The following is a 15,325-nucleotide window of genomic DNA, read 5'->3' on the forward strand; positions in this document are numbered from 1 at the left end:
GCATGCCAAGAACGATCGCACTGATCTATCTGGCCGCTGGCGCCCTCTGGATCTTCCTGACCGATCGCTGGCTGGAATGGCTGGACCTGGATCCGCACACGCTCCAGGTCCTGCACACCGCCAAGGGCTGGCTGGCCATTCTCGGCTCGGCCGTACTGCTGTACATCCTGCTTCGACGACACAAGCGGCGCGATGACGCGGCGGTCTCCGCGCTGCTCGAATCACAGCGCGAAGTGCAGCAGATCAATGCCGACCTGGAAAAGCGCGTGGCGGAACGCACGCGTCAGCTGCAAGCCGCGAATCGCGAGCTGGAATCGTTCGCTTACGCCGTCTCTCACGATCTGCGCGCGCCGCTGCGCAGCCTCTCCGGCTTCAGCCAGATCCTGCAAGAGACCGCATCGGAACAGCTGGATGAAAAGTCGCTGCACTATCTGCGACGCATTCACGACGCCAGTCAGCGCATGTCCGGCCTCATCGAGGCCCTGCTCGGCTTGTCTCGAATCAGTACCGCCGAGCTGGCGATCCGGCCGGTCAATTTCACGCAGCTCTGCACCGATGCCGCCGCGGCGCTGCGCGCGAAGTTCCCGGATCACAAGGTGCAGGTCGAGATCGCACCCAACATGCACGTCGAAGGCGATGCCCGCCTGCTTCGCATCGCCATGGACTGCCTGCTCGCCAACGCCTGGAAATTCACGATCAAAGCCGCGCAACCGATGGTGACGGTCGGCGTGCAAACTGGCGTGACCGGCGGCCACATCTACTTCGTGCGCGACAATGGCGTCGGCTTCGATATGGCGTACGCGAACAAATTGTTCGTGCCCTTCCAGCGATTGCATCCGGACGCGGAATATCAGGGCAGCGGCATCGGCCTGGTCACGGCCCAGCGCGTCATCGCGCGCCACAGCGGCCGCATCTGGGCCGAAGCCCAGGTCAACGAAGGCGCGACGTTTTATTTCACCATCAACGCGCCGCTCGCCCCGCCTGCCAGGCCTTGAAGATGGCGTGAATCTCGTTGATGCCGTCGGTCAGCGCCGCCGGCCCCGGCTGCAAAATGATCGGTGACTTGATCTCGTGCAACTGCGCGTCGGCGACGGCCGGCACGCTGCTCCAACCCTCGCGCGCAACGACGTTCTCGGGCCGGAACTTCTTGCCGCACCAGGAGCCGAGAATGATATCGGGCGCACGACGCACCACCTCCTGCGGATCGGCGATGATCCGATGCTTCGCCAGCGACTGGCGCGAATTGTCTTCGAAACAATCGTCACCGCCCGCGACGCCGATCAGTTCCGAGACCCAGCGGATGCCTGAAATCATTGGCTCATCCCATTCCTCGAAATAAACGCGCGGCCGAGCGGTGAACTGCGCCGCCGAGGCGCGGACACTTTCGAGGTTGGCCGCGAGCCTGGTGCACAGCTGCGCCGCCTTGGCCTCGCAACCGATCATGCCGCCGAGAATGCCGATCATGCCGAAGATCCCGGCGATGTCGCGGTGATTGAAAATGTGAACGTTCAGCCCGTGCCGCACCAGGTCGGCGGCGATGTCGGCCTGCAGATCGGAGAAACCCAGCACCAGGTCGGGATTGAGCTCACGGATGCGATCGACCTTGGCGCTCGTGAACGCCGACACCTTCGGCTTCTCCTTGCGAGCGCGCGCCGGCCGCACGGTGAAACCCGAAATGCCTACGATGCGCCAGTCCTCTTCGAGCAGGTACAGCGTTTCGGTGGTCTCCTCGGTGAGGCAGACGATGCGGGAAGGAAAATTGCCGGAGGTGTAGTTCACTGCGCCAACTCGATAAACACTATAGGCACATGGACGTGCCTCGCCGCCACAGGCGGCGGGCGACGGACAAAAATCACATTTTTTGGCCGGTCGCCGCGCGCGTCGTGACAGGAGTCCGATCGCGCGCAACAATATGCCATGATCGCGCCGTTGCTAGCTCGCCTGGAACATTGGCTGTTCGAGCCGCCGGAATCCATCATCGGCCGGCCGCTGTGGAAACTTACGCGCATCCTGCGCTATCCCTACGCGCTGATCCGCGATATCGCCCTCGGCGAGCTCACGCTCCGCGCCATGAGCTTGGTGTACACGACGCTTTTGTCGATCGTGCCCATCATCGCCCTGTCCTTCTCGGTGCTCAAAGGCCTGGGCTATCACCGCGAGCTCGAGCCGGTACTGTACAGCTTCCTGGAGCCGCTCGGCGACCGCGCCTACGAGATCACCCAGCAGGTGATGGCTTTCGTCGACAACGTGCGCGGCGGCGTGCTCGGCTCGATCGGCTTGATCTTCCTGCTCTACACCTTGATCTCGACCGTGCAGAAGGTCGAGGAGAGTTTCAATTTCGTGTGGCGCGTCGAGCAGCCCCGCAGCATCGGACGCCGTTTCAGCGAGTACCTGAGCGTCATGGTGGTCGGGCCGGCCGTCATCGTCGCGGCGTTGGGCTTGATCGCAACCCTCGGCAGCACCAGCTTTGTCGAAACGCTGTCGCACTATCGCCCCTTCGACACCGTGCTGCTGATCCTGGGCCGCATCACGCCCTATCTGCTGGTCTCGGGCGTGTTCACGTTCATGTATGCCTTCGTGCCCAACACCAAGGTGCGATTGCGGGCAGCTTTGATCGGCGGTGTCGCAGCCGGTGCCGCGTGGGCCTTCAGCGGCATGGTGCTGACGCAGTTCTTTTCCCACGCGTCGACCACCATGGTCATCTACGCCGGCTTCGCCATCGTCATCGTGGCGCTCATGTGGCTGTACATTTCCTGGCTCATCCTGCTGCTCGGCGCACAGCTGTCGTTCTATATCCAGAACCCGCAGTACCTGCGGCCCGGACGCGGCGTGATCGCGCTGAATTCGAGCATGCGCGAGCGGGTGGCGCTGTCCATCATGTATCTCATCGTCAACGACTACCGGACGGCCCAGCATCGCTGGACGTCGAATCGTCTCGCCGACCATCTGGATCTGCCGGGCGCGGCGCTGACACCGATCCTGGACGCGCTCGAACATCGCAAGCTGTTGCTGATCGCGGAAGATGACAGCTGGGTGCCGGCACGCGATCCGCATACGATCGAATTGAATGATGTGCTGGATGCCGTGCGCCACGACACCGCGGGCCCGCGCCTCAGCAAATGCAGAGATATCGCACCGGCGGTGGATGCGGCGAGAGTCGCCGAGCAGGCGCTACAGAACAGCTTGAAGGGAAGAACAGTGGCCGAGCTGGTTGAACAACAACCGCCCGTCGGTCATCACTCCCACAACCAGCACGCGCCCGGTCAACACGCCTCGAACCAGGCGTAACTCACTCGCCCGCGATCGTCATCTTCTCCAGCAGCACCGACCCGGTTCGAATGCCGCCGCGCGCATCGACGTCGTTGCCGATGGCGACGATCTCCCGATACATGTCCTTGAGGTTGCCGGCGATGGTGATCTCGTTCACCGGATATTGAATCTCGCCGTTCTCGATCCAGAAGCCGGCGGCGCCGCGCGAGTAGTCGCCGGTGACGCCGTTGATCCCCTGCCCCATCAGCTCGGTCACCATCAAGCCGCGATTCATCTTCTTCAGCAGCGCCTGAAAGTCATCGGAGCCGTGCGACACGATGAGATTGTGAACTCCGCCCGCATTGCCCGTGGTACGCAACCCGAGCTTGCGCGCCGAATAGGTGCTCAGGATGTATCCAGTGAGCACGCCATCCTTGATCAACTCGCGATCGCGCGTGACCACGCCTTCGCTATCGAACGGCGAGCTGGCCATCGCCTTGGGAATATGCGGCCGCTCGGAAATCTGCACCCACGAGGGGAAGATCTGTTGACCCGCCGCGTCGAGCAGGAACGATGCGCGTCGATACTGACTGCCACCGCGAACCGCGCCGAGGAAATGCCCCATCAGCCCGCGAGCCAGTTCGGGAACGAACAGCACGGGTGCAGTGATCGTCGGCAGCTTCTTCGCGTTCAACCGGCGTAACGCACGAGCCGCGGCCGTCTTGCCGATCGACTCGCCATCTTCCAGCTCGCGCCAATCGCGCACCGAGCTGTACCAGTAGTCACGCTGCATCTCGCCGTCATCCTGCGCGACGACGACACAGCTCAAACTGTGGATGCTGCTCGGGAAGCCACCGAGGAATCCCAGTGAATTGCCGAATACGCGCAGACCTTGATGACTCGACAGCGTCGCGCCTTCGGAATTGCCGATGCGCTTGTCCGCGTTGAGCGCGGCCGCTTCGCAAGCCACCGCCAGATCGCGCGCCGCGTCCGGCTCGATGCCCCACGGATGTGACAACTGCAGATCCGGAAACTCACGCGCCAGATCTTCCGGATCGGGCAGACCCGCGCACTCATCTTCCGCCGTGAAGCCAGCGATGCTGAATGCCTTGGCAACGGTCTCGCGAATCGCTTGCGGTCGCAGGTCGGCGGTGCTCGCCGTGCCTTTGCGCTTGCCGCGATAGACGGTGATGCCCATCCCGCGATCACGCTGATACTCGAGCGTTTCGACTTCGCCCAAGCGCGCCGTGACTGAAAGCCCGGTGTCGACACTGATGCCGACTTCGGATTCGGTGGCCCCCAGCTTCCGGCCCTCCTCGATCGCTAGGGCGACCAGGTCCTGCAGGTCCTGTTGCGAGTGGCTGAGCTGGGTGGAGGGAGTGCTGGGAACTTGAGCCATGGCCGGAGTGTATCAGTCAGGGCACACCGACCGGAGTTGGTAGCCGCCGACTTGCATGGGGACCGCCGGGCACGCATCCTTGCGCCCCCAGAAACGGCCTGTCCTGACATGACCGACGACGCCGATGACGACGGCTCCTACGACGAGCGCCCCAGTAAAAGCCTGCGCAAGCGGCAGAGCGACGACCTGCAGCAGCTCGGCGAAGCGCTGATCGAGCTGTCCGACAGCGAGCTGGCAGCCCTGCCCCTGCCCGAGCAACTGCGCGACGCCGTGGAGCTGGCCCGTCGAATCACTGCGCACGGCGGCCTGTACCGGCAGAAACAGTACATCGGCAAGTTGATGCGCAAGCTCGACGCCGAGCCGATCCGCGAGGCGCTGGAGGCCAAACGCACCCGGGAGCGGGTCGAGGCCACCCGGTTTCATCGCATCGAGCAGTGGCGCGACCGCCTGTTACGAGAAGGCAGCGACGGCATCGCCGCGTTCGCCGCCGAATTCCCGCACGCCGACAGCAAAGCCATCGGCAAGCTGACCGAGCGCGCCCGCAAGGAACAGCAGCAGACCTCGCAGAAAGTCACGCCCGCCGGGCGCGAGCTGTTCCGCGTCTTACGCGACGCCCTGTCGAACGCAGCCCCCTGATACAATCCTCCTTATGAAACCGCTAGTTGGCATCATCATGGGCTCCAAGTCCGATTGGGAGACTTTGCAGCCCGCCGCGAACACCCTGGAGCGCCTGGGGATCGCATTCGAGACGCGCGTGGTCTCGGCCCATCGCACCCCGGACTTGTTGTTCGAGTACGCGGAGACGGCGCGAGAGCGCGGCCTGGAAGTCATCATCGCGGGCGCCGGTGGCGCCGCCCATTTGCCGGGCATGACCGCCGCCAAGACCAGCCTGCCCGTGCTCGGCGTGCCGGTGCAGTCGAAGATGCTCTCCGGCATCGATTCATTGCTGTCCATCGTGCAGATGCCCGCCGGCATTCCGGTCGGCACGCTGGCGATCGGCCAGGCCGGCGCGACCAATGCAGCGTTGTTCGCCGCCTCGATCCTCGCCAACAAGTACGAGCCGGTGCGCACCGCGCTCGACCAGTTCCGGGCCGACCAGACCGCGACCGTGCTGGCCAATCCCGATCCGTCCCTCACTGCCCTGTCCCGGCCATGAAAATCGGCATCATCGGTGCGGGCCAGCTGGGACGCATGCTGGCCCTGGCGGGGTATCCGCTCGGCTTGCGGTTCGTGTTCCTCGATCAGAGCAGCGACGCGCCCGGCGGTCAGGTCGGCAAGATCATTCCCGGCGCGTTCGACGATCCGGACAAGCTCGCGGAGCTGGCGGAGGAAGTCGATGTCGTGACCTTCGACGTCGAGAACGTGCCGGTCGCGGCGGTCGAACCCATTGCCAGCAAGAAACCTTTCCTGCCGCCGGTGAAGGCACTCGGCGCTTCGCAGGATCGCTTGCACGAGAAAACATTGTTCCGGCAGCTGAAGATTCCGACGCCGGAATTCATGGCGGTCGACTCGATCGACGATCTGCGCGCGGCCGTGGAAAACATCGGCCTGCCCGGCGTGCTCAAGACGCGGCGTCTCGGTTACGACGGACGCGGTCAGTTCTATTTGAAGAAACCCGCGGACATCGAAGCCGCGTGGCAGACGCTCGGCACCGTGCCGTTGATCTACGAAGGCTTCGTCGATTTCACGCGCGAGGTGTCCATCATCGGCGTGCGTAGCACGCGTGGCGAAACATTGTTCTATCCGTTGTCGGCGAACACACATTCACAGGGCATTTTGCGCTATTCAATCGCGCCCTATCGAAGTGCCTCGCTGCAGAAGCAGGCGGAAACATACATGCGCCGCCTGTTGAAACATCTGGATTACGCCGGGGTACTCACCATCGAGTTCTTCGTGCGCGGTGGCAAGCTGATCGCCAACGAGATGGCGCCACGCGTGCACAACTCGGGGCACTGGACCATCGAAGGCGCGCAGACCAGTCAATTCGAGAATCATGTACGCGCCATTCTCGGTTTGCCGCTCGGAAGCACTCGCCCGAACGGGCACTCGGCCATGATGAACTTCATCGGTAGCATCCCGGAGCTCGGGAACATTCTCCGGGTGTCGGGCGTACACTTCCACAGCTACGGGAAAGAACCGCGGCCCAACCGCAAGCTCGGACATTGCACCATCAACGCCCCATCGCCGGCCGCCAGGGATCGGGCATTGCAACAGTTGCTCCGGCTGAAGATGTAACTCGAGCGGACCGCTGGTCAGCGCCGGAGTGGCAATCGCCAGATTCTGGTGAATTGACGGTGGGATTTTTGTGTCCGGCTACGGTTCTCCGTAAACTTGCCTCGCCTGACAGGTCTGCCGACCCAGATACCCCAACTGCATGTATCTAGAACTGTTCAAACTGCACGAGTTGCCGTTCCGGCTGACCCCGGACCCGCAGTTCCTGTACCTGTCCAAGCACCATGCGCGCGCCAAGGCGTACATGGAGTCCACCATCTGGTTCACCGACGGTTTCGTGGTCATCACCGGCGAGATCGGCTCGGGCAAGACCACCCTGATCGAGACCTTCCTGAAGGAGCTCGAAAAGGACGTGGTGGTGGCGCAGATCAATCAGACCCAGGTCACCGCCATCGAATTCCTGCAGAGCGTGCTGGTGCAGTTCGGCTTTTCGCCGTTCAAGATGAAAAAGGCCGAGCTGCTCGCCACCCTGAACGAGTTTCTGGTCGAGCAATACGCCAACGGCCGACGCGTGCTGCTGATCGTCGACGAAGCCCAGAATCTGTCAAACAAGGTGCTGGAAGAGATCCGCATGCTGTCGGGCGTGGAGACCACCAAGGAAAAGGTCCTGCGCATCATCCTCGCCGGTCAGCCGGAGCTGAACGACAAGCTCAACGCGCCCGGGCTGGTGCAGCTGGCTCAGCGCATCCGCCTGCGCTTCCACCTGACCGCGCTGTCGAAGACCGATATGGCCGCGTACATCCAGCATCGTCTGGAAGTGGCGGGCTCGCAGGGTCGGCAGATTTTCGATCCCGAAACATTCTCGTTGATCTATCGCTACACCGGCGGCGTGCCGCGTCTGGTGAACACGCTCGCCGACACGGCGATGATGGCGGCGTTCGCACAGGATCGCCCCACGGTCAGCGTCGACGATGTGAAAGCCGCCGTCGAAGAATTGCAGTGGGTGGAATACGCCGAGCGTTCCGTGAAGTTGCAGGCGCTGCATGGCATGCCGGGCAGCATGAACGGCGGAATGCACGGTGGCATGAACGGCGGCGAAGAAACATCGACCGGCGCGCGTCGTATCGTGCTCGGCCGCATCCTGGTCGGCTTCAACGGCCAGACCATCGCCGAACGCGAGCTCACCCCGGGCCGGTTCATCATCGGCCGCACGCCGGACAACGATCTGCAGATCGACAGCAAGTTCATCAGCCGTCATCACGCGCAGATCATCACTTCGATTCATACGTCGGTGCTCGAGGATCTGAACAGCACCAACGGCATCTACGTGCGCTCCAAGCGCGTCCGCCGCCGCATGCTGAACGACGGCGACGTGGTGCAGATCGGTCAGCACGAGATCATGTATTTCGACGAGCGCACCAATCGCAGCCGGACGGCGTTCCACGACCTGGACGACGACGCGCAGCCCATGCATGACGGCCCGGATCGCGGTCACGCCGCGACCCTCGCGCAGGACGACGGCACCTCACTGGAGGAACGGGCGGAGCGCGAGGAAGAAGAGGAAGAGCAGCGGGCGAATGAGTTCGGCGGCGGCCGCTAGCGGCGGCCGTTCAGATCTTGTCGTCGAGCGAGCGGCTGTCGTATTCGGCCTGCTTGGTCCGATAGTCCTTCCGGCGCAGCCATAGCACCAGCCCGCCCATCAGGCTCAACGCGCCCACGGCCAGCAACACACTGGGCCAGGCTTTGGCCTCGACCACCCAGGCCGCGGCCAGCAAGGCGATCCCCACCAGCATATACAGGTAGGGCAGCAGCTCGTAGACAGGACGAGAGATCCACATAACAAAGAGTCACAGCCGGCGACCGCAACATCGTAACAGCGCAAGGCCGCCGGCGGGAGCACCGCCCCAGATACATGGACGTACCCCGCCGCCGCAGGTGGCGGGCGAGCGGCAAAAGTCACGCCTTTTACCGCCTCACCACGAGGGTCGTGGCAGGGCTCGGCGGTGCCTCCAGCGAAGCACTGCTTCGCTCCGCCGAGGGGGTGTACACCGATGTATGCGCTGGGCCTACGCGGAGCAGGGACTGCGCAGCGTAATGCCCGATCCCGAGTTATTGAGCAGTGCCGCCGACGGTCAAGCCATCGACCCGCAGGGTCGGCTGGCCGACGCCCACCGGGATGTCCTGCCCTTCCTTGCCGCAGGTACCGACGCCCTCGTCCAGCTTCAGATCGTTGCCGACCATCGACACCCGGCGCATGACTTCCGGCCCGTTGCCGATCAGCGTGGCGCCGCGCACGGGCGCGCCCAGCTTGCCGTTCTCGATCAGATAAGCCTCGCTGGCCGAGAACACGAACTTGCCCGAAGTGATATCCACCTGACCGCCGCCGAAGTTGCGGCAATACAAGCCCTTCTGCACCGAGCCGATGATTTCCTGCGGATCGTGCTTGCCCGCCAGCATGTATGTATTCGTCATGCGCGGCATGGTCATGTGCGCGAACGACTCGCGACGGCCATTACCCGTCGGCGCGACACCCATCAGTCGCGCATTCAGCTTGTCCTGCATGTAGCCGCGCAGGATGCCGTTCTCGATGAGCGTCGTGCACTGAGTCGGCACACCCTCATCGTCGATGTTCAACGAGCCACGACGCGAGCCGAGCGTGCCGTCATCGACGATGGTGCACAGCTCGGACGCGACCTGCTCGCCGATCTTGCCGGAGAACGCCGAAGTCCCCTTGCGATTGAAGTCGCCTTCCAGACCGTGACCCACCGCTTCGTGCAACAACACGCCGGGCCAACCTGGGCCGAGCACCACGGTCATCGTGCCCGCGGGCGCCGGGACTGCGTCGAGATTCACCAACGCGCCGCGCACCGCTTCGTGCACCAGTTCTTTCCAACGATCCTTTTCCAGGAACTTGGCGAAGCCATAACGACCGCCCGTGCCCGCGTAACCCTGTTCGCGGCGACCGTCCTTCTCGACGATCACAGAAACATTCATGCGCACCAGCGGCCGCACGTCGGCGGCAACCGTACCGTCGCTCGCCATCACCAGCACGACTTCATGCGCGCCGGACAAGCTCGCCATCACCTGCGTCACGTGCGGATCGAGCCGACGCGCTTCGCGATCCACACGCTCGAGCAATTGCACCTTGTCGGTGTCGCTCAAACCTTCGAGCGGATCGAACGGCAGATACAACTGATGGCCGGCGGTCGAACGCCAGGCCTGCATGGATTTGTTTGCTCCGCTGCGCGCGATGGCGCGCGCGGCCAGCGAGGCTTCGGTCAGCGCCGGCAACACGATCTCATCCGAGTACGCGAAGCCCGTCTTCTCACCCGCGAGCGCGCGCACGCCGACGCCCTGCTCGATGCTGTGCGAACCGTCTTTGACGATGCCGTCTTCGAGCGACCACGACTCTTCGCGACTCAACTGAAAATACAAATCCGCGTAGTCGACGCTGTAGCCCATCACGCTGCCGAGCACGCTGGCGATGCGCTCGTCATCGAGACCCGAGGGCGCGAGAATGGCCTGACGCGCCACTTCCAGCGGCTGCGAGGCGTTGAAAGCCTTGGGCAACTCCAGATGCAGACGATCGTGAACGGCGGTAACTGTGGTGCTCATGCGCGTGAGGGTTCCTCGTGATCGGTCCGCGGCATCAAAGAGTGGGCGCGATTGTAAAACGCCGGTGCGACAGCGCCGGGAATCGTTCGCGGAGTTCTTGTTGGACAGTGCGGTCGATTTCGGCCACTGCAAGGCCGGGACCGGCGTCGGCGACGCGAGAAAGGACCTGGCCCCAGGGATCCACGATGAGCGAGTCTCCCCAGGTCTCCCGCCCATTGGGGTGGATGCCACTTTGCGCTGGGGCCAGGACGTAGCACAGATTCTCAACTGCCCGCGCACGCATCAACAATTCCCAATGTGCCTTACCCGTGGGTGCGGTAAACGCTGAAGGCAGGCTAAGGATTTCCGCCCCCTGCGCCTGAAGCACCCGAAATAATTCAGGAAAGCGTACGTCATAGCACACCGCCATGCCGATCCTGCCACAGGGGGTAGAGATGACCTTTGCCTGATTGCCAGGCGCGACAGTGGCGGATTCCCGATAGCGCTCATCGCGGGTCGGCGCCTCGCGATTCGGAATGCCTACATCGAACAGATGAATCTTGTCGTAACGGCCGACGCAGCGACCGTGATCGTCGAACAGCAGCGACGCGGCCGCGACCCGATTGGGCTCATTCTCGACGCGCAGGGGAATCGTGCCGCCGATGATCCACAACCCCAGCTCACGCGCGCAGTGGCCCAGGAACGCCTGAATGGGCCCCTCGCCGGGTGTTTCAGCCACCGCGACCTTTTCGGCCTCCTTGCGGCCCATGATGGCGAAGTTTTCAGGCAGCGCGGCCAGCGTCGCGCCCTCGGCGCGCGCACGCTCCAACAAACTGCGCGCCATCGCGAGATTGGCTTCGACCTCGGGCGCCGAGGTCATTTGCAGGACAGCTGCTCGAAATGTGTTGTCAGTCACCCGTCACTTCCGCTTTGGCATCCGCCGCGTCGACACGTTCGACCACGGGGGCATCCCAAGGTCCGGTGATCCGATAGTAGCCGCGGGTGATGCCCTTGAGGGGCTCCTTGAAGACTTGCGAGAACAGCAACACCGCCGCGCCCACCACCGGACCACCGGCGAGCGCGCCGGCGACCGGCAACGACGCGCCGAGATTCCCCGTTACAACGGCCGTTTGGTCGTAATCGCGTGTGCCAAGACCGGTGCGACCCGCGATGCCGATCTCGGCGGCGGGGCCTCTCAGCAACAGGTTGTTGGTGTAAGCATTGCCGTCGCGCAATTCGAAATCGCCGCGCACGGTGTCGAACGCCAGACCTTTCTCGGTGAGATCGCTGAAGTCCAACGCCAGGCGACGCGGCAACGCGCCGACACTGAACAATCCCAGCACGCGACCAGCGCCCGGCTGCAAATTCACGATCTGCCCGGTTTCGGCCTCGATGCGGATCGCACCCGATGCGTGCTCGAGAATGTTGCTGTCGTAGCCGCCATTCCACGCCAGGTCCGCCGTGATCGCGCCACGCTTGGCTTCGAGGAACGGCGTGTAGTTCAGCGCTTTCAACGTCGCCGCAACATCTTTGCTTTCGATGGATGCGTCCAGCGTGGAGCGCGGACCATCCACAGTCTTCAACCATTCTCCCTGCGCTTCGCCACGCACGGACTCGGCGAGGACGGTCGCGTTGTCGAAACGAATGCCTTGCGGGACTCGCGTTGCTTTCAAATCGACTGCGCCAACGGTGCGAGTGCCGAGAAGCAGGTTGCCCACGTAGATCTGCATGTTCGGCAGAATTCGTGGGTCCAGGTCTTGGTCATCAGCTTTCCTGGCCGCATCTGGCTGCTCTTCGTTCGGCACTTTGTCGATGACCAGGCGCTCCATCGTCGCGCGCAGCGGCTGCGTTCCCGTGAACACTTCCGGAATCAACACCTGGCCCGTGGCACTGTCGCCGCTCACGTCGACCCGCCAGCCACTCTGAGTCGATTGCAACACGCCGCGCAGATCGGGGAAGCGATAGCCGAACATTTGAAAGTCGGCGACTCGCACATTCGCGGCCTGCAGATAATCCGACAGCTTCGGACCGTCGTCGTTGCGTGCCGGGGCACCGGGAGCCGGGTCAGGACCGCGCAGCGCGAGCCAGTCATCCAGAACGAAACGTTGCACATTGCCTTCGATCCGGAACCCGCGATGACTGGGAAGCGCGGGCGCAATCGCGTCGGCGCGTACACCGCCACGATCCAGCGTCCAACCATCATCAGACGCACGCAGCCGGATCAACGCTCTCAGGTCGCCGTAGGCGGTACGCGACACCAGCTGTTCATCGTCGATGTCCAAAGCCACTTGCAACGGCCGCTCATCGGCCACGGCCTTGCCGACGGGCTCCGGCAAAATGATTGCCAGCCCACGCAGATTGGAATCGATTTTGATGTTGCGACGCTGAGCGGCTGCGCTGTCGCCGCTCGCGATCGGCATGCTCACGTGATAATCGCTGGCGCCACTGAGTTTCACCGTGGCCGGCAACGAGAACAGCGAGTGCAGTTCGGCGGCCTCCGCGTGACCCTGTGCATCGAGCTGCGAGGCATTGGCATTCTGCTGCTCGATCTTCACGCTCAGCGGCCCGCCGAGGAACCGGCCTTTCAGATCCGCCTCGGCGATCAATGAATTCTTGACCGTCAGCTCGCCGGTCAGCGACTGCACCGGAGCGGAAATCTTTTGCATCGTCACGGTGGCATCGGCAAAGCGCGCCGTGACATCGATCTTGCGATGGTCGAGATTCTTCAGCGGCAGTTCCAACCGCACATCGGCGCTCATCGGACCACGTCCGCCCAAGCGCGCGAATGTTTCGCCGAGTCTTGGACCGATCGGGCTGGCCTTCACGAACGCCAGGCCCGCATCCAGATCGCTGGCGGCCGCCGCCTTGATCGACAGCTGATTCTGTCTGAAATCCGGAATGTCGGCCGTCGCCTGGCTCATGCGCAGGTCGCCGATCATGGCGGAGGTCGCATGCACTCGCATGCCTTGATTGCGGAACTCGACTTCAGCCATCAGATCGCGCGCCGGCTGCCAGCCTTCCTGATAATCGAACAGCGCGTTCTCGACCTGGGCGCGCGCCAGGAAGGTTCCTTCATTCTTACGGAACGGGAACTGACGCATCGGGCCTTTGTAGGTGAACTCGGCGGTGGCGATCCGGCCGTCGACCAGCGCGTGATCGAACCACTCCAGCGTCTTCGGTCCCAGCTTGTCGGCCGGCAGATATTTGTGAGTCGAGCCGACTTTGAGATCTTCGCCCTGCGCGAACAGATCCATGACCGGCGACGTGCCGTCGCTGGGCAAGGTCAGATGCATGCGCGCCACGGCGCGACCGTCATCGCCCTGCACCCGGAACTGATCGGTGCTCACGATCAGACCCGCATCGGTTCGCTGCCACGACAGCACCCCTTCGGCGGAGGACGCCACCAGCACATCACGAAACGTTCGCGGCAGACTGAACTCGATGACCTTGGACGCGAGCCGCAGCTGACCTGCGTGATCGTTGAGATCCACGCTGCCGGTGATGCCCGTGACGCCCGGTGCCTGCAACACCGGCTCGATTCCAATGTTGTCGAGCTTGGTTTCCAGCGAGTAAGTGACGGGCACATCCGGCGCCGTGCGCGCGAACGAAAACTTCACATCCGTCAACGCGCCTCTGGCCTGCATCGCGCGCACCCGCGCCAATGCCTCGCTTTCCGGCGCGTAGGCCAGCCAGGGCCAGATGTTCGCCAGCACGATGCGATCCGCTTCGCCGCTGACCTGGAGCATGCCTCGATCGTTGCGCGACCAGCGCGCGGCGATCTTCTTTGCCTGCCACGACGAGTCGCTGCGAATCGCGTCCACATCCGACAGCGTGACGCTCCACTGGTTGTCGGCCTTCTGGGCATTCAGGGCGAAGGCCAGTCGCGAGTAGCTCAGGATTTGTGGCGCGACCGGCGCGGGTTCTTCTGCAACCACCGCCGGCTCGGGCTCGATCGGATGTTTCGGCGCCGGTTTCGGTGGATCGTCACTCGACACGAATGGCACGAGCGGCGCTGCCTTCGGCAACGGAGTCGTCCACACCGGCAGCTCCGTGGTGAGCTGGCCCACATCGACAGCCGCCGACAGCTGCAACAGCTGCGCGCCTTTCAACGTGCCGCTCACCCGTAACGCGCCGTGGCCACTCTCCGGAGCCGGCCAGGCATCGGGCAACAAATCGGCCCAGCCGGCCAGATCCAGCTTCTGTCCTGCGACGTTGAACGTGGACAGCAATGTGCTGGAGTTTTCGAGCGCGCCTTCGGCCGTGGCGCTGAATTTCAATTCCTCGCCCAGGGTCTTCGGCAAGGACGCCGTGCCCTTCAAGTCCATCGAGTCGGTGCTGCGCTTGAGCTCGAAACTCACGCCCGACAACGACCACGGGCCTCGGCCGGTGATCGCATCCCGGAACGAGACCACGGCGTCGTGCACGACGAAGCGGCCGGTCGGTAATTGTTCCAACGAGATCGGCTTGATCTCGCGTTCGGGCAGCGCGCTTTGCCCGAGCAATTGAATCTTGCCTTCGGTGGTGCGGATCAGCGCGATCTGCGGCGCCTCGAGCGAGAAGCGCCCGCCGGTGATACGACCGTTGGCGATGGAATTCCAGAGATCGAAACCGACGCTGCCCCGGCGCGCAACGAACAAGGTTCGCGTGCGATCCGGCGTGCGCACCACCGCGTCGTCGAACACCAGCTCCGGACCATACAGCCGCAGCCGCGCGCTCAAGGATCGGAACTCGACGATCAGTCCGCTGCGCTCACCGATCCAGTCCTGCAGTTGTACTCGATATTCCGGCACGCGCCCGACGATGAAGCCGAACGTCGCGAACAACAGGCCCACGATCATGGCCAGCACCACCAGAGTGCCGAGCAGCCATTTGAGAATTTTACGTGGGCGGGACATTACTCAGAAGGCATCA

12 protein-coding genes are annotated in these 15,325 nt (G+C 63.5%); 6 read left to right on the plus strand and 6 right to left on the minus strand.

The window, feature by feature from the left end:
- Positions 1-2: 2 nt before the first annotated feature.
- A complete protein-coding gene (locus EKO19_RS03675) occupies positions 3-995 on the plus strand; it encodes a sensor histidine kinase (RefSeq protein ID WP_129775038.1) in 993 nt (330 codons plus the stop codon).
- Here the strand turns inward: EKO19_RS03675 and EKO19_RS03680 are convergent.
- Entirely contained in the window at positions 961-1,779 is an 819-nt protein-coding gene (locus EKO19_RS03680; RefSeq protein WP_129775039.1) for an ABC transporter substrate-binding protein, read from the minus strand. The two genes, EKO19_RS03675 and EKO19_RS03680, sit on opposite strands and share 35 nt — an antisense overlap.
- A gap of 138 nt (positions 1,780-1,917) precedes the next feature.
- On the opposite strand from EKO19_RS03680, the gene EKO19_RS03685 reads away from it, so the two are divergent.
- On the plus strand, positions 1,918-3,288 hold the full coding sequence (locus EKO19_RS03685; RefSeq protein WP_129775040.1) for a YihY/virulence factor BrkB family protein: 1,371 nt from the start codon (positions 1,918-1,920) through the stop codon (positions 3,286-3,288).
- Between the two features lies 1 nt (position 3,289).
- Here EKO19_RS03685 and pmbA read toward each other — a convergent pair whose 3' ends face one another.
- On the minus strand, positions 3,290-4,648 hold the full coding sequence (gene pmbA, locus EKO19_RS03690) for a metalloprotease PmbA (RefSeq protein WP_129775041.1): 1,359 nt from the start codon (positions 4,646-4,648) through the stop codon (positions 3,290-3,292).
- 108 nt (positions 4,649-4,756) lie between these two features.
- On the opposite strand from pmbA, the gene yjgA reads away from it, so the two are divergent.
- The 4 genes from yjgA (at position 4,757) to EKO19_RS03710 (ending at position 8,420) form a co-directional block, all read left to right on the plus strand.
- Entirely contained in the window at positions 4,757-5,284 is a 528-nt protein-coding gene (yjgA, locus tag EKO19_RS03695) for a ribosome biogenesis factor YjgA (protein WP_129775042.1), read from the plus strand.
- A 13-nt stretch (positions 5,285-5,297) separates the two neighbouring features.
- Complete coding sequence (gene purE, locus EKO19_RS03700; RefSeq protein WP_129775043.1) at positions 5,298-5,804, plus strand: 5-(carboxyamino)imidazole ribonucleotide mutase; 507 nt, start codon at positions 5,298-5,300, stop codon at positions 5,802-5,804.
- Entirely contained in the window at positions 5,801-6,883 is a 1,083-nt protein-coding gene (locus EKO19_RS03705; RefSeq protein WP_129775044.1) for a 5-(carboxyamino)imidazole ribonucleotide synthase, read from the plus strand. The genes purE and EKO19_RS03705 overlap by 4 nt, the downstream gene beginning before the upstream one ends.
- A 139-nt stretch (positions 6,884-7,022) precedes the next feature.
- Positions 7,023-8,420, plus strand: coding sequence for an AAA family ATPase (locus tag EKO19_RS03710; RefSeq protein ID WP_129775045.1), 1,398 nt, complete (start codon positions 7,023-7,025; stop codon positions 8,418-8,420).
- Positions 8,421-8,430: 10 nt separating this feature from the next.
- Here the strand turns inward: EKO19_RS03710 and EKO19_RS03715 are convergent, their stop codons facing one another.
- From EKO19_RS03715 to EKO19_RS03730, 4 genes are all read right to left on the minus strand, one after another.
- Positions 8,431-8,658, minus strand: a complete 228-nt coding sequence (locus tag EKO19_RS03715; protein WP_129775046.1) for a hypothetical protein — start codon at positions 8,656-8,658, stop codon at positions 8,431-8,433.
- 271 nt (positions 8,659-8,929) lie between these two features.
- The gene (tldD, locus tag EKO19_RS03720) at positions 8,930-10,435 is read right to left on the minus strand and encodes a metalloprotease TldD (protein ID WP_129775047.1); all 1,506 of its coding nucleotides are present in this window, start codon (positions 10,433-10,435) and stop codon (positions 8,930-8,932) included.
- A gap of 34 nt (positions 10,436-10,469) precedes the next feature.
- Positions 10,470-11,330: a carbon-nitrogen hydrolase family protein gene (locus EKO19_RS03725; protein ID WP_281280993.1), complete on the minus strand. Its 861-nt coding sequence runs from the start codon at positions 11,328-11,330 to the stop codon at positions 10,470-10,472.
- A complete protein-coding gene (locus EKO19_RS03730) occupies positions 11,323-15,309 on the minus strand; it encodes a YhdP family protein (RefSeq protein ID WP_129775049.1) in 3,987 nt (1,328 codons plus the stop codon). The genes EKO19_RS03725 and EKO19_RS03730 overlap by 8 nt, the downstream gene beginning before the upstream one ends.
- Between the last annotated feature and the right edge of the window lie 16 nt (positions 15,310-15,325).

It is taken from the genome of Peristeroidobacter soli, from assembly GCF_004138485.1.
GTDB lineage: Bacteria > Pseudomonadota > Gammaproteobacteria > Steroidobacterales > Steroidobacteraceae > Steroidobacter > Steroidobacter soli.